The sequence below is a fragment of the Streptomyces sp. NPDC057002 genome, from assembly GCF_042673825.1.
In the GTDB taxonomy this organism is placed as follows: Bacteria; Actinomycetota; Actinomycetes; order Streptomycetales; family Streptomycetaceae; genus Streptomyces.
On record NZ_JBHURZ010000008.1, the window covers coordinates 344,955 to 361,269 of the forward strand.

The window sequence follows — 16,315 nt, forward strand, 5'->3', positions numbered from 1 at the left end:
AGCCGGAGGGGCGCCGCCGGAGCCGGCCGAAGGCGATGGAGGCGCACCGAGAATGGGTGAAAGGACGCGACGCCATGTCGGAAGCCGTCACACGCACCGTCACCACCCCGCCCGGCCTTCTCGCCTCCCTGGATCCACTGCTGCGGGAATGGCTGCCACGGCAGCGCTGGTTCGCCGGCAAGGGACGCCCGGTCACCGGATTCTCGCTGGTCGAGGCCACCGAGCTGCTCCCCGCCAGTGCCAAGCTGGGCCTGTACCACCTGCTCGTCCGCGCCCATCAGCCGCTCGTGCCGTCCCCCGGCGCGCCCGGCCATCCCGGCGACTGCTACCAGCTGTTGATAGGCGTGCGCGAGGCGCTGCCGCCTCGGCTGGCGCCCGCGCTGATCGGACATGTGCCGACGGGGCCGCTGGCCGGCCGCACGGTCTACGACGCCCTGCACGACACCAGGCCCGCCGAGCTGCTCCTGGAGGCGCTGCGCACCCAGGCCCGTATCGGCAGGATCCGCTTCGAGCGGGACCCCGGCCAGGACATCCGGTCCGGCCTTGTGCCCCGCGTGGTGACCGCCGAGCAGTCCAACTCGTCCGTCGTCTACGGAGATACGTTCATCCTGAAGCTGTTGCGCCGGATCGTGCCCGGGGTCAACCCCGATCTGGAGCTGCCGCTGGCGCTGGCCCGCGAGGGCTGCCCCCGGGTGCCCGCGCCGACGGCCTGGATGGTCGCGGACATAGACCCCACGGCGGACCCGGTCGTCTCGGCGGGACAGACGGACCTCGCCGGCCAGCCGTATGTGCTGGGGGTGCTCCAGCCGTTCGTGCAGGGCGCCTCCGACGGCTGGGAGCTGGCGCTGCGCGAGCTGGCCAAGGGCGAGGACTTCGGCGCCGAGGCACGGGCGCTGGGGCGGGCCACCGCCGAGGTGCATACCGCGCTGGCCCGCGCGTTGCCGACGGTCACGCTCGGTCACATGCAGCTCCAGCTCATGGTGGACGGCATGCTCGAACGGCTTGAGGCGGCCGTCCAGGCGGTGCCCGCGCTGCGGCCCTACGCCGACGGGCTGCGGTCGGCGTTCACGGCGCTGGGCGATCTGGCCGCCGAGGGCCGCACCTGGATCGCCCAGCGCGTGCACGGCGATCTGCATCTCGGGCAGTGTCTGCGATCGCCCTCCGGCGAGTGGTGGCTGATCGACTTCGAGGGCGAGCCGGCCCGGCCCCTGCCCGAGCGGCGTATGCCGCAGCCGGCGGTGCGGGATGTCGCCGGCATGCTGCGGTCCTTCGACTACGCGGCCCGCTCGGCCGATCCGCCCCAGCCGGACTGGGCCGAGACCTGCCGGTCCGCGTACTGCTCCGGCTATGCGGAGGCCTCCGGCCGCGATCCGCGCACCGACCCGGTGCTGCTGCGCGCCTACGAGACGGACAAGGCGATCTACGAGGTGGTGTACGAGGCCCGGCACCGCCCCGACTGGCTGCCGGTGCCCCTGGCCGCCATAAGCCGGCTCTCCTCGTCCGGCCATCTGACCTGACTGACCCACCTGCGCCCAGGAGGCTGCGCCCGTGACCCCCCGCTCCGAGTCCAGCGGTTCGCATCCGAAGAAGACCGCCGGGGAGAAGATCCCCGAGCAGCCGACGGCCGCCCAGCAGAAGAGCGCCGCGAAGAAGACGGCGGTACCGAAACAGGCGGCGGCGAAGAAGGCCGCCGCCAGGAAATCGGCCCCGGCACAGTCGCCGGCGACGAAGTCGACGGCCGCGAAGCCGACTGCGAAGCCGGCTGCGGCGAAGAAGGCTGTCGCGAGGAAGGCCGTGGAGAAGAAGGCCGTCGCGAAGAAGGCCGTCGCGAAGAACACGGGCCCCGCGAAGGCGACCGCGGCGCAGTCGACCGCCAAGAAGGTGGCCGCGACGAAGGCGGCCGCCAAGAAGGCCCCTGCGAAGACGGCCGTGAAGAAGGCGGCCGTGAAAAAGGCGACGACGACGAAGGCCGCCGCCAAGAAGGCCACGACCGCGAAGGCGGCGGCCACCAGGGCCACGGCCGCCGGCCCTCCTGCCAAGAAGGCCGTGGCGAAGAAGGCCGTGGCGAAGAAGGCCGCCGCCAAGAAGGCCCCTGCCAAGACCGCGGGCGCCGGGAAAGCCGCTGCCCGGAAGGCCGCCCCCGCCCAGGTCGTCCCGCCGGAGATGGAGATCGCCGTCTCGCCCGCGGTCGACGCGGTGGACCGGGAGCGGCTGCTCGGCGGGACGCATCACGCCCCGCACTCCGTGCTCGGCGCGCACCCCGTGCCCGGCGGGGTCGCCTTCCGGGCGTTCCGGCCGTACGCCCTGTCGGTGACCGTCGTCGCCGGGGAACTGCGGGCCGAGCTGCACGACGACGGGGAGGGGTTCTTCTCCGGGCTGCTGCCGCTGCGGGAGGTCCCGGCGTACCGGCTGCTCGTGGGGTACGAGGGCACGGTCCTGGACACCGAGGACGCTTACCGCTTCCTGCCCACGCTGGGCGACCTCGACCTGCATCTGATCGGCGAGGGCCGGCACGAGGAGCTGTGGACGGCGCTGGGCGCGCACCCGACGACCCACGAGGGCGTGACCGGCACCCGGTTCTCGGTGTGGGCGCCGAACGCGCGCGGCGTGCGCGTGGCCGGCACCTTCAACTTCTGGGACGGCACCGGCCACGCCATGCGGTCGCTGGGCTCGTCGGGCGTGTGGGAGCTGTTCCTGCCGGACATCGGCGAGGGCGAGCTGTACAAGTTCGACATCACCCGCCCCGACGGGTCCAGGACACTGCGCGCCGACCCGCTGGCCCGCCGCACGGAGGTACCGCCCGCGACCTCGTCGGTCATCACCTCCTCGGCGTACGAGTGGGGCGACGCCGAGTGGCTGGACCGGCGCGCCGAGGCCCCGGCACACGAGGCGCCGTTCTCGGTGTACGAGGTGCATCTGGCCTCCTGGCGCCCGGGGCTGACGTACCGGCAGCTCGCCGATCAGCTCCCCGGGTATGTGAAGAACCTGGGCTTCACGCACGTCGAGCTGATGCCGGTCGCCGAGCATCCGTTCGGCGGCTCCTGGGGCTACCAGGTCACCGGCTTCTACGCGCCGACGGCCCGACTCGGCACGCCGGACGACTTCCGGCACCTCGTCGACTCGCTGCACCGGGCCGGGATCGGCGTCCTCATGGACTGGGTGCCGGCCCATTTCCCGCGGGACGACTGGGCGCTGGCCGAGTTCGACGGGCGGCCCCTGTACGAGCACGAGGATCCGCTGCGGGCCGCGCATCCCGACTGGGGCACGCTGGAGTTCGACTTCGGGCGGCGGGAGGTGCGCAACTTCCTCGTCTCGAACGCCCTGTACTGGTGCGAGGAGTTCCATATCGACGGGCTGCGGGTGGACGCGGTGGCCTCGATGCTCTACCTCGACTACTCGCGCGAGGCGGGGCAGTGGACGCCCAACGAGCACGGCGGCCGGGAGAACCTGGACGCGGTGGCGTTCCTGCAGGAGATGAACGCGACGGTGTACCGCAGGGTGCCCGGCGTGGTCACGATCGCCGAGGAGTCGACCGCCTGGGACGGGGTCACCCGGGCCACGCACCACGAGGGTCCGAGCGGCTTCGGCGGGCTCGGGTTCGGGCTGAAGTGGAACATGGGCTGGATGCACGACTCGCTCCAGTACATGAGCCATGAGCCGGTGCACCGCAAGTACCACCACCACGAGATGACGTTCTCGATGGTGTACGCGTACAGCGAGAACTACGTCCTGCCGATCTCCCACGACGAGGTCGTGCACGGCAAGCGCTCCCTGGTGTCGAAGATGCCCGGCGACTGGTGGCAGCAGCGGGCCGGGCACCGGGCCTACCTGGGCTTCATGTGGGCCCACCCGGGCAAGCAACTGCTGTTCATGGGGCAGGAGTTCGCCCAGGGCGCCGAGTGGTCGGAGGCGCACGGCCCGGACTGGTGGCTGCTGGACCCGGGCTACGGGGCCGAGCCCGAGCACCGGGGCGTGCGTGACCTGGTCCGCGACCTCAACACCGTCTACCGGGCCACCCCGGCGCTGTGGCGTCTCGACACCGACCCGGCCGGTTTCGAGTGGATCGTCGGGGACGCCGCCGACGACAACGTCCTCGCGTTCCTGCGGCTGGACCCGGAGGGGACCCCGATCCTGGCGGTGTCGAACTTCGCGCCGGTCGTCCGCCAGGACTACCGCCTGGGCGTTCCCGAGGACGTCCCCGCCTGGCACGAGGCCGTCAACACCGACGCCGCCCGCTACGGCGGCAGCGACATCACCAACCCCGACCCGGTCAAACCCGAGGCCCAGCCCTGGCACGGCCGCCCGGCCAGCATCCGCCTGACCCTGCCGCCGCTGTCGACGGTGTGGCTGCGCCCGGCGTAGACGGCCGCAGCCCGCTGTGACACCTCTGTGACGGGAGGAGTGGCTTCCGCCACAGCCCGTGCGGTCGGGCCCTGGTGGGGTGGCGGCATGCGCCGTGCCACCCCACCGGGCCGTGGGGGTCCGCCCGCGCGGGATGGGGTCACGGCGTGCTGATCGGACTGGGCATCTCCGTCATATGTGCCCTCGGCGCGCTGGTCGCGGCCGCGGGAGTCGTCGCCATGGCGTTTCCCGGCCGCCCCGAACCCTGGCTGCCGCTGCTGCTGCGCCGTGCGGCGGCGATGTTCGCCTGGGCGGCCGTGTCCGTCTACTCCCTGGGGCTCTTCGCCGTGCTGGAATCGCAGTGGGAGTTCGGCGAAGGCGCCTCCTCGGTCCCGGCCCGGGCCTGCCTCGACGGCTTCGACCGGGAGACGACCGAGGGCCTGTCCCACCACCGGGCCTCGTACCTGCCGTTGCGCTTCGACTGCGTACGCCAGGACGGCAGCCTCTACACCGCCGATCCCTCCTACCTGTGGATGAACTGGGCGAGCATGTCCTGCGCCCTGTCCTCCGCCGGGCTCGCCATCGGCGCGGGCTACGCGACCGAGTTCCGCGCGCGGAAGAGCGCGGCGGACTCATGACGCTGCTTCCCGTCTTCGTCGGGCTCGTGGTGATCCTGGTCGCGCTGCGCGGGCTGCTGGCGCATCCGCTGCTGCCGCTGTGGGTGCGGACCGCGGTGTTCTGGGCGGTGCCGTGCGGTGCCGTCACCTGGGTCGTGATCATGACGGCGGACGACCCCGTGCTGTTCCCGGAGACCGCGCCCTGTCCCGCCGAGCCGATGCGGGAGGGCTTCCTCGGGGGCGGAAGGGCCTGGGGAGTCTCCACGCCGTTTCCGCCGCGGGCCTACTGCGAGTGGGAGGACGGCACCACCTACGACCTCACGCCCGGCGCCGAGTTCGTGTTCTGGGTCTTCTTCGCCCTGACGGTCGTACCGCTCGCGGCGGGGCTGTGGCACGCCCTGCGGGATCCGAGGTCGCTGCTGTGACAGGCGGCCTCAGGTCCGGCAGGGCGTCGGAGAGCCCGTGCCGGTCGAGCTACCCGAAGTGTTCGGCCAGCGCCTTCGGCAGCTCCCCGGTGTGCAGCACGCCGAGCCGCTGGGTGGCCCGGGTCAGGGCCACGTACAGGTCGCTGGTGCCGTACCGGCCGGGCTCGACCACCAGGACGGAGTCGAACTCCAGGCCCTTGGCCTGGCGCGGGTCGAGGAGGACGACCGTCTGTGTGAGGTCGGGTTCGGCGCCCGCCGTCACACCGTCCAGCCGGGCCGCGAGGCGGCGGTGGAGGTCGCGCGGCGCGATCACCGCGAGCCGTCCCTCGGCCGGGGTGAGTTCCTCGACCGCCTTGGCGACCGCGCCCGGGAGGTCGTCGGTGGCCCGCGCCCACGGCCGTACACCCGTGGAGCGGACCGAGCTCGGCGGCTCGAACTCCGGGTGCTCGGCGCGGACCACGGACGCCGCCGCGTCCATGATCTCGGCCGGGGTGCGGTAGTTGACGCCCAGTCGGTTGTGCTCCCAGCGGTCCTCGACATACGGGTCGAGGATGCCCGCCCAGGAGCCGACACCGGCCGCCTCCGCCGTCTGCGCGGGGTCGCCGACCAGGGTCATCGAGCGGGTCGGACTGCGGCGCATCAGCAGCCGCCAGGCCATCGGCGACAGCTCCTGCGCCTCGTCGACGATGATGTGCCCGAACGCCCAGGTGCGGTCGGCCGCCGCGCGTTCGGCGGCGCTGCGGTGGTCGTCCTCCTCGTGCCGTTCGGCGAACCGCTCGGCGTCGATGACGTCGTGCGCGGACAGCACCTCGCTGCCGTCGGGGTCGCTGTCCTCCTTGTCCTCGAACTCGTAGGTCCGGGAGGCGTACGACACCTCCAGCACGCCCCGTGCGTAGGCGATCTGCTCCTCCCGTTCGCGCGCGGCGCGCTCCCGGGCCAGCCGGTCGTCGTCGCCGAGGAGTTCGGCGGCCTCGTCGAGCAGCGGCACGTCCGCGACCGTCCAGCGCCGGGTCACCGGGCGGCGTACGGCCTCGGCGTCCTCGGCGGGCAGGAACTCCTCGGGCGCGGCGAGGAAGTCGGCGACGAGCCGCTGCGGGGTGAGCACCGGCCACAGCTGGTCGATGGCGGACCAGACATCGGGGTTCTCGGCGATGTCGTCGCGGATCTGGGTGATGTCGCTGGGGTCGAGCAGGCTGGACCCGTCGAAGGGGTCGGTGCCGATCCGCTCGGCGTACAGGTCCGTGAGCGCGTTGAGGACGTGGCCCTCGAAGTGCTCGCGGGCCGCGTTGTGCGGCAGTTTGGCGGCGCGGGTGCGCTCGCGGGCGACGTTCACCAGACCGTCGTCGAGCATGAGGACCTCGCGGTCGTGCTCGATGGCGATGACGGGGTCGGGCAGCGCCTGCCTGCTGCCAACGACCTCCGCGAGGACGTCGGCCATGTCCGCCCGGCCCTTCACGGCGGCGGCCTCGGGCGTGTCGGTCGCGGTCGCCTTCACGCCGGGGAACAGCTCGCCGACGGTCGCGAGGAGCACGCCCGTCTCGCCGAGGGAGGGCAGCACCTCGCCGATGTAGCCGAGGAACGCCGGGTTGGGCCCGACGATCAGTACGGCACGCTTGGCGAGCAGCTCGCGGTGCTCGTACAGCAGATACGCGGCACGGTGCAGGGCGACGGCCGTCTTGCCGGTGCCCGGACCGCCCTCCACCACCATGACGCCGCGGTGCGGGGCGCGGATGATGCGGTCCTGGTCGGCCTGGATGGTCTGCACGATGTCGCTCATCCGGCCGGTGCGGGCCGAGTCGAGGGCGGCGAGCAGCACGGCGTCGCCCGTCGGGTCCTCGTGGCCGGTGCGGGTCTCGTCGCCGAGGTCGAGGATCTCGTCGTGCAGCTGGGTGACCAGCCGGCCGTCGGTGGCGATGTGCCGCCGGCGCCGCAGGCCCATCGGGGTGTGGCCGGTGGCCAGGTAGAAGGGGCGGGCGACGTCGGCACGCCAGTCGATCAGGACGGGGGTGCGCTCGGCGTCGTCGGTGCGCAGCCCGATCCGGCCGATGTGGTGGGTGACGCCCGAGGTGAGGTCGATCCGGCCGAAGCACAGGGAGCCGTCCACCGCGTTCAGCGCGGCGAGCAGCCCTGAGCGCTCGGCGACGAGGATGTCCCGCTCGAGTCTGGCCTGCATGGGCGTGTTGCCCTGCGCGAGCGCGTCCGTGACGGAGGTCTCGGCGTCGCCGCGCAGCGCGTCCACGCGCGCGTACAACCCGTCGATGAATTCTTGTTCCTGCCGCAATTCATCGTCCGGAAATTCGGTGTTTGACAATTCCGCTCCCGCCCGGATATACTGTGCTCACTGAACTTCACGTGACTTCTTTCGAGTCGAAGTCACGAACAAACAAATATACGCAAGGAAATCCCCCGAGCGCAATTGCTCGGGGGATTTCCTGTTGTCCGGGCGGGTCGCCTAGAGCACGTCGGCCAGCTCCTCCAGCAGCCGCCGCTTGGCCCGCGCGCCCACCATCGACTTCACGGGCTCACCGCCGCGGAACACCATGAAGGTCGGCATCGACAGCACCTTGTAGGCGTTGGTCGTCTCCGGGTTGGCGTCCACGTCCAGCCGCACGACCTTCAGCCGGTCGCCCTCCTCGAATGCGAGGGCCTTCAGCACCGGGGCCATCTGCCGGCACGGCGGGCACCAGTCGGCGGTGAACTCCACCAGCACCGGCAGATCGGCGCCGATCACCTCCGCCTCGAAATCCGCGTCCGTCACGTCGGCCACGTCGGTCACATCGTCGGTCACATCGGTCACCAGGTGTCCCCTCCCAGCTCGCACTGCGGCTCCGGACCGCCCGGAGCCTCCGCCTCGGCGGCCAGCTCGGCCCGCGCCAGCTGCCGCGCGACCGTGTCCCGGACGGTGGTCAGCTCACCGATCAGGGAGTCCAGTTCGCCCAGCTTGCGCCGGTAGACCGCGAGCGACGCCGGGCACGAGTCGCCCTCGGGGTGCCCGGCCCGCAGACACTCCACGAAGGGCCGTGTCTCCTCCAGGTCGAACCCGAAGTCCTGCAGCGTCCGGATCTGCCGGAGCAGCCGCAGATCGCTCTCGTCGTAGGTCCGGTATCCATTGCCGGCGCGCCGCGCGGGCAGCAGCCCCCGCGACTCGTAGTAGCGCAGCGTCCGCGTCGTGGTCCCGGCCCGTGCGGCCAGCTCGCCGATTCGCATGCGTACGAACGTATTCCTTGACGCCCGCGTCAAGGCAACAGCGGTTTCCGCTCCACCGGGGAGGTCAGCACGATCGACGTCGTCGTGCGCCCCAGCGCGGAGACGCCCTCCAGGACCTCCTCCAGGTGGACGGTGTCCCGGACGGCGACCTTGAGGATCCAGCAGTCCTCGCCGACCACGTGGTGCACCTCGGTGATCTCGGGCCGCTCGATCAGCTCCAGGGTCCTCGGGTGCTTCAGGTTGTAGCCGCCGTGCGGGTTGACGCGGATGAACGCCTGGATGCCGTAGCCGAGTCGGGCCGGGACGACCTGGGCGCCGTAGCCGCTGATCACGCCAGCGGCCTCCAGCCGCCGCACCCGCTCGGTGACCGCCGCCGGACTGAGCCGGACCCGGCGGCCCAGCTCGCTGAGCTTGATCCGGCCGTCGGTCTGGAGCAGCTGGAGGATCTGCCGGTCGAGCGCGTCGAAGACCACCGAGGTTTCGTCGGTGGCGGGGCGCAGATGCCGTGGTTCTTTCGGCGCGGCGGCCTGAACTCCCATGGTTCCCCCTTCAGTACGCGGATGTACGCCAGGAGAATTATGGCCATGGAAAAGGTCCGGAACGTACTGGTCATCGGTGGAAACCGCTACGTCGGAAAGCGCCTGATCGCACAGCTGCGGGACGGAGGGCACCGGGTGAGCGTGCTGAACCGGGGGTCCTCCCCGCCGCCGGCCGGGGTGGAGCAGCTGGTCGCCGACCGGGACGACGAGCACGCGCTGACCGAGGCGCTCGGCTCGCGCGTCTTCGACGCCGTCGTCGACCAGGTCTGCTACACCCCGCGCCAGGCGGCACTGGCCCGCCGTGTCTTCTCCGGCCGTACCGGCCGCTATGTGATGACCTCGACGGTCGAGGTGTACGAGTTCGAGGACTCTCCCGCTCTCGTGCGCGAGGAGGCCGTCGACCCGGCCGCGGTCGCCGTCGATCTCGAACTGCCCTGGGACGACCCGGTGTTCCTGGAGGCGCACTACGGGGAGGGCAAGCGGCAGGCCGAGGCGGCCCTCGCGGCCGACGGCCCGGCGCTGCCGTACACGGCGGTGCGGGTGGCCCATGTGCTGGGCGGGGACGACGACTTCACCGGACGGCTGGCCCACTACGCCGAGCGGATACGCACCGGCGAGCCGATCGCTGTGCCTGCCGAGAACCGGCCAGCCACGTACATCCACGTCGAGGAGATCGCCCGCTTCCTCGCCTGGGCGGCGGGCGAGGCGTTCACCGGGCCGGTGAACGCCGCCTCGCACGGGGCGTTGAGCACCGAGGAGCTGTGCGAGGCGGTGGCCGCGCACGTCCCGGGCGGGCGGGCCGTGTTCCGGCCCGTGGAGGTCGGCGAGGTCTCCCCGTTCTCCTTCCGCCGCTCCTACGGCATGGACAACAGCCGTGCCACCCGGCTCGGCCACACCTTCACCGACGCCCGGCAGTGGTTGCCGCGTGCCGTCGCCGAGACGCTCGGGAAGGGCGACTGACATGCGGTACAGGACACTGGGCGGACTGCGGGTGAGCGCGATCGGGCTCGGCGCGATGCCGCTGTCCCTCGAAGGCCGGCCGGACGAGAAGCGCGCCCTGGCCACCGTGCACGCGGCGCTCGACGCGGGCGTGACCCTCCTGGACACGGCCGACTCCTACCATCTGCCGGGCGCCGAGCCCGGCCACAACGAGCGCCTGCTGGCCCGGGCACTCGCCACATACGGCGGTGACACCTCGGGCGTGCTGGTCGCGACGAAGGGCGGCCGCGGCCGTCCGGCGGGCGGGGACTGGACGGTGAACGGCCGGCCGCGCCATCTCAAGGCCGCCGCCGAGGCCTCCCGAAAGCGCCTCGGTGTGGAGGCGATCGGCCTCTACCAGCTCCACAAGCCGGATCCCGCGGTGCCGTTCGAGGAGTCGGTCGGCGCCCTGCGGGAGCTGCTCGACGCGGGCACGATCCGGCTGGCCGGGGTGTCCAACGCGGACGCGGACCTGATCCGCCGGGCGCGCGGGATCCTCGGCGACCGGCTGGTGTCGGTGCAGAACCGGTACTCCCCCGCCGTCCGGGACAGCGAGCCGGAGCTGCGGCTGTGCGCGGAACTGGGGCTGGCGTTCCTGCCGTGGAGTCCGCTGGGCGGGCTGGCCCGCAGCTCCCTGGACGGGCCGTCGCGGACGGAGGGAGCGGACCGCTTCGCCGCCTTCCACGCCGTGGCCGCGGAGCGCGGTGTCAGCCCCCAGCGGGTCGGGCTGGCCTGGCTGCTGGCGCGCTCCCCTGCCGTCATCCCGATCCCGGGTTCGAGCCGGCCGGAGACGGCCAGGGACTCGGCGGCCGCGGCGGACCTGCTCCTCGGCGAAGAGGAACAGGCCCGCCTGGACGAGGCCGCCGAGCCGGAGCCGGTCACGGCCGACCCGGGTCGCTAGTCGACCAGTTCGGGTGCGCGGCGCTGCGGCGCCACCTGCCCGGCCGGGGCCGTGCGGGAGAGCTTCGCGCCTTCGACGTCGAGGTTCGGAAGCAGTCGGTCGAGCCACCGCGGCAGCCACCAGGCCGACTTGCCGAGCAAAGCGAACAGGGCGGGGACGATCGTCATACGGACCAGGAAGGCGTCGAAGAGCACCGCGGCCGCGAGGCCGAAGCCGATCATCTTCACGAAGTCGTTGTCCTCCACGATGAAGCCGGAGAACACGCTGATCATGATGGCGGCGGCCGCGGCGACCACCCGGCCGCCGTAGCGGAAGCCGGTGACGACTGCCTCGGCGGGCCGCGCCCCGTGGACGTAGGCCTCCCGCATGCGGGTCACCAGGAACACCTCGTAGTCCATGGCGAGTCCGAAGACCACACCGATCATGAAGATCGGCATCGTGCTCATGATCGGGCTCGGCTGGTCGACGCCGAAGACATCGGCGAGCCAGCCCCACTGGAAGACCGCGACGACGGCGCCGAGCGCGGCGGTCACCGAGAGCAGGAAGCCGAGCGCGGCCTTGAGCGGCACGAGGACCGAGCGGAAGACCACCATCAGCAGCAGGAACGCCAGGCCCACGACCAGGGCGAGATAGGGCAGCAGCGCGTCGTCGAGGGTCTCGGAGAAGTCGATGAACATCGCGGTCTGGCCGGTGACCAGGACCTCGGCGCCGGTGTCGGCCCGGAAGCCGTCGGCGAGGGAGCGCAGATGGCGCACCAGGTCCTCGGTCGCGGCGTCGGTGGGGCCGGTGTCCGGGACGACGTTCAGGATCGCGGTGTCGCCGGCCTCGTTGGGCGTGGCCGGGGTGACGGTGGCGACGCCGTCCTGGCCGGCGATCCGCTTGCCGACGGTGTCGGCCGCGGCCTTGGCGTCCGGGCCCTCCACGGTGATCGTCAGCGGCCCGTTGAACCCGGGGCCGAAGGAGTCCGAGAGCAGGTCGTAGGCCTTGCGCTGGGTGGTGTCGGGGGCCATGGTGCCCTCGCCGGGCAGTCCGAGCTCCAGACTGGCCGCGGGCACGGCGACCGCGCCGAGGCCGAGGACGGCCAGGAGCAGGACTGCGACGGGGTGGCGCAGGACGTAACCGGCCCAGCGGGAGCCGAGGTTGGGCTTGCGCGTGGCGTCCTTCGCGGCGTGCTTGTCGGCCTTGCGCTGCCGGCGGGCGCTGAGCGGCTTGCCGGAGAACCGGTGGCGGTCCCGGCGGCGCAGGACCTTGACCGGTGCGAAGCCGAGCAGCGCCGGCACGAAGGTGAGGGCGACCAGGACGGCGATGGCGACGGTTCCGGCGGCGGCCAGGCCCATCTTGGTGAGCATCGGGATGTTCACCACGGCCAGGCCCGCGAGGGCCACGATGACGGTGAGCCCGGCGAAGACGACCGCGGAGCCCGCGGTGCCGACCGCCCGCCCCGCGGCATCGGCGCGGTCGCGGCCCTCGGTGAGTTCGGCGCGGTAGCGGGAGACGATGAACAGGGCGTAGTCGATGCCGACGGCGAGGCCGAGCATCATCGCCAGGGTCGATGTGGTGCTGGACAGTCCGAGCGTGGCGCCGAGCGCCGTGATCGCGGATATGCCGACGCCGACGCCGATCAGGGCCGTGAGCAGGGGCATGCCGGCGGCGATCACGGAGCCGAAGGTGAGGAGCAGGACCACGGCGGAGACCAGGATGCCGATCTTCTCGCCCGTGCCGCTCATGGCGGCGTCGATCTTCACGGCGTCGCCGCCGGCCTCCGCGGTCAGGCCGGCGTCACGGGCCTTGGCCAGTGCGTCGTCGAGGGCGTCGTGCGCCTTGTCGCCGACCTCGGTGGCGGGGACCTTGTAGGTGGCGATGGCGTAGGCGGTGGAGCCGTCCTCGCTGACCGCCCTCGTCGTGAACGGGTCGCTCACCGAGGCGACCTGCGGGGACTTCCTCAACTCCGCGACCAGCGCTGCGACATGGGCCTTCCGCTCGGGGTCGGAGATCTTCGCGCCCTCGGACGCACGGACCACGACCCGGGCGCTCGCACCGTCGGCGCTCGCGGCCGGGAACTTCTTCTCCAGCAGGTCGAAGGCCTTCTGCGATTCCGTGCCGGGCATCGAGAAGGTGTCCGCGGGCGGCGCCGGGGCGGCGGAGGCGGCGAAGCCCGCACCGAAGAGGACCACCACCCACAGCAACGCCATCAGCCATCGGCGCCGGAAGGCGAGACGGCCCAGTTCGTAAAGGAAGGTAGCCACGGCTGGGAACTCCTGTCGGTGGGCGAGGGATGGCACCACGGTTTGGCGCTGAAGTGACGCCACCATGGCATCACTTCGGCTCACCCGCAAGCCCGTTCATGACCACGACGGCACAGAAACGCCTCAATCCTAGAGAGAAAGAGCAGGTCAGACGCACTCTGCACAAGCTAGAGCCAGAATGGCTCGCCATGGCGTCATCCGTGTGCCATCATGGCGTCATGGACCTCACGCCCTACGTCGACACCCTTCGGCGCGAGCTGGCGGTCGCCGCGACTGCCGGCGGTGACGACGCCCGCGCCCTGGCCGAGCGGCTCACCGCCCCACTGGAGTCCGCCGCCCGCCTGACCCTCCTCGACGCGCTGTCCGCCGCCATGGGCGAGGTCACGCGGGAGCTGGCGCCGGGCTCGGTCGATGTGCGGCTGCGCGGATCCGAGCCGGAGTTCGTGGTGACGGCGCCGCACGCCCCCGAGCCGTTCCGGAAGGCGCGGGAGCCGGTCGCGGCCCCCGCCGCGCCCGCGCCGCCACCGCCGCCCGCGGAGGCCGACGACGGCACCATGGCGCGGATCAACCTGCGCCTGCCCGCCCAGCTCAAGACCCGCACCGAGGAGGCCGCGGCGGCCGAGGGCCTGTCGGTCAACGCCTGGCTGGTGCGGGCCGTGTCCCTCGCCCTCGACGGCGGGGAGCGCGCCGGCCCGCAGGGCCACGGCAAGGACCCGGCCGGCCGGAGCCTCACCGGCTGGGTCCACTAGCCCCCCCGGCCGCGCCCACCCCATTCGCACCGGCGGATCGCCGATCCCGCCGACATCACTCATCACCCGCCTCACCGGCGGGACCATCCACCCAAGCCAAGAGGACGGGACAGCCATGCCTGCTTTCGACACCCCCGAACCGATCTCCGTCACCCTCGAGCTGGAGGCCGGCACCGCCCGCATCACCGCGGGAAAGCGCACCGACACGGTCGTGGAAGTGCTGCCGCGCAACGGCTCCGACGACAACGACGTACGCGCCGTGCAACAGACCCAGGTCACCTGCTCGGGCGGCCGCCTCACGATCAGGACGCCCAAGAAGCGGTCCCTGTTCGGCAAGCCGGGCGCCATCGAGGTGAGCGTCGAACTGCCCGCGGGATCGGACGTCCGGGGCACCTCGGTCATGGGCGGCATCTTCTGCGAAGGCCGCTTCGGGGACGTCACGCTCAAGACCTCGCTCGGCGACCTCCAGGTCGACGAGGCGGCCGGCGCCGTCCTCAAGACCGACCACGGCGACATCCGCCTGGCCCGCTCGACCGGGGACATCGAGATCACCGGCGCCGGCCGGGTCGAGGTCGGCACGGTCGCGGGCACGGCGACCGTCAAGAACGGCAACGGCGCCACCGAGGTCGGCGAGGTCACCGGCGGGCTGAAGACCAACGCGGCCAACGGCGACATCTCCGTCGGCATCGCACACGGCGACGTGGGCGCCAAGTGCGCCAACGGCCGGATCGAGATCGGCGTCGCCCACGCCGGGGTCGACGCGATGGCCTCCAACGGCCGCATCCGCGTCGGCGACGCCAGGCGCGGCCGGATCGAACTGCGCACCTCCGTCGGCGACCTCGAAGTGGGCATCCACGAGGGCACCGCCGCCTGGCTCGACCTGAACGCCAAGTACGGCACGGTGCGCAACTCGCTCGGCTCCTCGGCCGGCCCCGCGGACTCCGACGAGACCGTCGAGGTGCACGCCCGGACCTCGGCCGGCGACATCGTCATCCGCCGCGCCTGACCTCACCCGCCCCGACCCGCTACGGACCACGCACACCCCGCCCGACGATCGCAGGAGGACCGCATGCCGTACGACCCGACGGCCGCCGACACCACCACGGCCGGAGCCACCGCCGAGGAGCCGCCCACCCTGCCCACCGACCGGCACACCGGCTGCCCCTTCGACCCGCCCGCCGAACTCACCGCGCTGAGCGACCGACCGCTGCGCCCTCTGCGCTATGCCGACGGGCACACGGGCCGGCTGGCCACCGGCCACGCCGCGGCCCGCGCGATCCTGGCCGACCGCCGCTTCAGCTCACGCTACGAGCTCCTGCACATGCCGGTACCGGTCCCCGGGATGCCGGCGGAGCTGCCGCCGGCCCCGGTCGGCGACATCACCGGCCTCGACGCCCCCGAGCACACCCGCTACCGGCGTCTGCTCACCGGTAAGTTCACCGTCCGGCGCATGCGCCGGCTCACCGAGCGCGTCGAGCGGTTCACCACCGAGTGCCTGGACGCCATGGAGCAGGCCGGGCCCGGGGCCGACCTGGTCGAGGCGCTGGCGCGGCCGGTGCCCGCGCTCATGATCTGCGAGCTGCTAGGCGTGCCGTACGCCGACCGCGAACGGTTCCAGAGCCAGGTGGCGACCATCTTCGACCAGGCGGCGGACGCGGAGGCGAGGGGCGGCGCCTATGCGGCGCTGCTCCAGTACCTGAACGAACTGGTCCTCGCCAAGCGCGCCGAACCCACCGACGACCTGCTCAGCGATCTGACCACCTCCGACCTCACCGACGAGGAGCTGGCCGGAATCGGCGGGCTGCTGCTCGCCGCCGGGCTCGACACCACCGCGAACATGCTCGCACTCGGCACCTTCGCCCTGCTGAGCAACCCCGACCAGCTCGACGCGCTGCGCGCCGACCCCGGCCTCGCCGAGCAGGCCGTGGAGGAGCTGCTGCGCTACCTCAGCGTGGCCGACCCGATTCTGCGCTCGGCGCTCGAGGACGTCGAGGTGGAGGGCCGGCTGATCAGGGCGGGCGAGACGGTGACCGTTTCCGTGCAGGCCGCCAACCGCGACCCGCGCAGGTTCCCCGACCCCGACCGGCTCGACATCCGCCGCGAGGCCACCGGGCACCTCTCCTTCGGGCACGGCGCCCACCAGTGCCTGGGCCAGCAGCTCGCCCGCGTCGAGATGGCCGTGGTGTTCCCCGCGCTCTTCGCCCGCTTCCCCACCCTGCGCCTCGCGGTGCCGCCCGAGGAGGTGCCGCTGCGCGAACACGCCAACATCTACGGCGTGGTCAGCCTGCCCGTCACCTGGGACGAGGAGTAGC

General features: G+C 72.4%; 14 protein-coding genes. 9 read left to right on the top strand and 5 right to left on the bottom strand.

Going from position 1 to position 16,315, the window contains the following annotated elements:
• Nucleotides 1-74: 74 nt before the first annotated feature.
• The 4 genes from ACFT32_RS34720 to ACFT32_RS34735 all read left to right on the top strand — a co-directional run bounded on the left by ACFT32_RS34720 (nucleotide 75) and on the right by ACFT32_RS34735 (nucleotide 5,383).
• Complete coding sequence (locus ACFT32_RS34720) at nucleotides 75-1,517, top strand: maltokinase (protein WP_382497193.1); 1,443 nt, start codon at nucleotides 75-77, stop codon at nucleotides 1,515-1,517.
• A gap of 31 nt (nucleotides 1,518-1,548) precedes the next feature.
• Nucleotides 1,549-4,362 (top strand): 1,4-alpha-glucan branching enzyme, encoded by a 2,814-nt coding sequence (gene glgB / locus ACFT32_RS34725; protein ID WP_382497195.1) that lies wholly within the window; start codon nucleotides 1,549-1,551, stop codon nucleotides 4,360-4,362.
• A gap of 146 nt (nucleotides 4,363-4,508) precedes the next feature.
• Nucleotides 4,509-4,979 (top strand): hypothetical protein, encoded by a 471-nt coding sequence (locus ACFT32_RS34730; protein WP_382497196.1) that lies wholly within the window; start codon nucleotides 4,509-4,511, stop codon nucleotides 4,977-4,979.
• Nucleotides 4,976-5,383 (top strand): hypothetical protein, encoded by a 408-nt coding sequence (locus ACFT32_RS34735; protein ID WP_382497198.1) that lies wholly within the window; start codon nucleotides 4,976-4,978, stop codon nucleotides 5,381-5,383. Before ACFT32_RS34730 ends, ACFT32_RS34735 begins: the two co-directional genes overlap by 4 nt.
• Before the next feature lie 49 nt (nucleotides 5,384-5,432).
• On the opposite strand, the gene ACFT32_RS34740 is transcribed toward ACFT32_RS34735, so the two are convergent.
• The 4 genes from ACFT32_RS34740 to ACFT32_RS34755 form a co-directional block, all read right to left on the bottom strand.
• Nucleotides 5,433-7,694, bottom strand: a complete 2,262-nt coding sequence (locus ACFT32_RS34740) for a HelD family protein (protein ID WP_382497200.1) — start codon at nucleotides 7,692-7,694, stop codon at nucleotides 5,433-5,435.
• Nucleotides 7,695-7,835: 141 nt separating this feature from the next.
• On the bottom strand, nucleotides 7,836-8,150 hold the full coding sequence (locus tag ACFT32_RS34745; RefSeq protein WP_382497431.1) for a thioredoxin family protein: 315 nt from the start codon (nucleotides 8,148-8,150) through the stop codon (nucleotides 7,836-7,838).
• 26 nt (nucleotides 8,151-8,176) lie between these two features.
• Entirely contained in the window at nucleotides 8,177-8,590 is a 414-nt protein-coding gene (locus ACFT32_RS34750; RefSeq protein WP_382497202.1) for a MerR family transcriptional regulator, read from the bottom strand.
• Nucleotides 8,591-8,619: 29 nt separating this feature from the next.
• Nucleotides 8,620-9,129 (bottom strand): Lrp/AsnC family transcriptional regulator, encoded by a 510-nt coding sequence (locus tag ACFT32_RS34755; RefSeq protein WP_382497204.1) that lies wholly within the window; start codon nucleotides 9,127-9,129, stop codon nucleotides 8,620-8,622.
• A 45-nt stretch (nucleotides 9,130-9,174) separates the two neighbouring features.
• Between ACFT32_RS34755 and ACFT32_RS34760 the strand changes: the two genes are divergently transcribed.
• Nucleotides 9,175-10,089, top strand: coding sequence for an NAD-dependent epimerase/dehydratase family protein (locus tag ACFT32_RS34760; RefSeq protein ID WP_382497206.1), 915 nt, complete (start codon nucleotides 9,175-9,177; stop codon nucleotides 10,087-10,089).
• A gap of 1 nt (nucleotide 10,090) precedes the next feature.
• Nucleotides 10,091-11,008, top strand: a complete 918-nt coding sequence (locus ACFT32_RS34765) for an aldo/keto reductase (RefSeq protein WP_382497208.1) — start codon at nucleotides 10,091-10,093, stop codon at nucleotides 11,006-11,008.
• Here the strand turns inward: ACFT32_RS34765 and ACFT32_RS34770 are convergent.
• Nucleotides 11,005-13,254, bottom strand: coding sequence for an MMPL family transporter (locus tag ACFT32_RS34770; protein ID WP_382497210.1), 2,250 nt, complete (start codon nucleotides 13,252-13,254; stop codon nucleotides 11,005-11,007). The genes ACFT32_RS34765 and ACFT32_RS34770 overlap by 4 nt on opposite strands.
• Before the next feature lie 218 nt (nucleotides 13,255-13,472).
• Between ACFT32_RS34770 and ACFT32_RS34775 the strand changes: the two genes are divergently transcribed.
• The 3 genes from ACFT32_RS34775 (at nucleotide 13,473) to ACFT32_RS34785 (ending at nucleotide 16,314) form a co-directional block, all read left to right on the top strand.
• A complete protein-coding gene (locus tag ACFT32_RS34775; protein WP_382497211.1) occupies nucleotides 13,473-14,003 on the top strand; it encodes a toxin-antitoxin system HicB family antitoxin in 531 nt (176 codons plus the stop codon).
• 115 nt (nucleotides 14,004-14,118) lie between these two features.
• A complete protein-coding gene (locus ACFT32_RS34780) occupies nucleotides 14,119-15,009 on the top strand; it encodes a DUF4097 domain-containing protein (RefSeq protein WP_382497213.1) in 891 nt (296 codons plus the stop codon).
• 63 nt (nucleotides 15,010-15,072) lie between these two features.
• Nucleotides 15,073-16,314: a cytochrome P450 gene (locus ACFT32_RS34785; protein WP_382497215.1), complete on the top strand. Its 1,242-nt coding sequence runs from the start codon at nucleotides 15,073-15,075 to the stop codon at nucleotides 16,312-16,314.
• Nucleotide 16,315 lies beyond the last annotated feature (1 nt).

Excerpts from the sequence above, each read along its gene's own strand:
- ACFT32_RS34750 (WP_382497202.1), bottom strand. The coding sequence starts at position 8,590 with ATGCGAATCGGCGAGCTGGCCGCACGGGCCGGGACCACGACGCGGACG.
- ACFT32_RS34780 (WP_382497213.1), top strand. The coding sequence starts at position 14,119 with ATGCCTGCTTTCGACACCCCCGAACCGATCTCCGTCACCCTCGAGCTG.
- ACFT32_RS34755 (WP_382497204.1), bottom strand. The coding sequence starts at position 9,129 with ATGGGAGTTCAGGCCGCCGCGCCGAAAGAACCACGGCATCTGCGCCCC.
- ACFT32_RS34760 (WP_382497206.1), top strand. The coding sequence starts at position 9,175 with ATGGAAAAGGTCCGGAACGTACTGGTCATCGGTGGAAACCGCTACGTC.
- ACFT32_RS34775 (WP_382497211.1), top strand. The coding sequence starts at position 13,473 with ATGGACCTCACGCCCTACGTCGACACCCTTCGGCGCGAGCTGGCGGTC.
- ACFT32_RS34735 (WP_382497198.1), top strand. The coding sequence starts at position 4,976 with ATGACGCTGCTTCCCGTCTTCGTCGGGCTCGTGGTGATCCTGGTCGCG.
- ACFT32_RS34720 (WP_382497193.1), top strand. The coding sequence starts at position 75 with ATGTCGGAAGCCGTCACACGCACCGTCACCACCCCGCCCGGCCTTCTC.
- ACFT32_RS34765 (WP_382497208.1), top strand. The coding sequence starts at position 10,091 with ATGCGGTACAGGACACTGGGCGGACTGCGGGTGAGCGCGATCGGGCTC.
- ACFT32_RS34785 (WP_382497215.1), top strand. The coding sequence starts at position 15,073 with ATGCCGTACGACCCGACGGCCGCCGACACCACCACGGCCGGAGCCACC.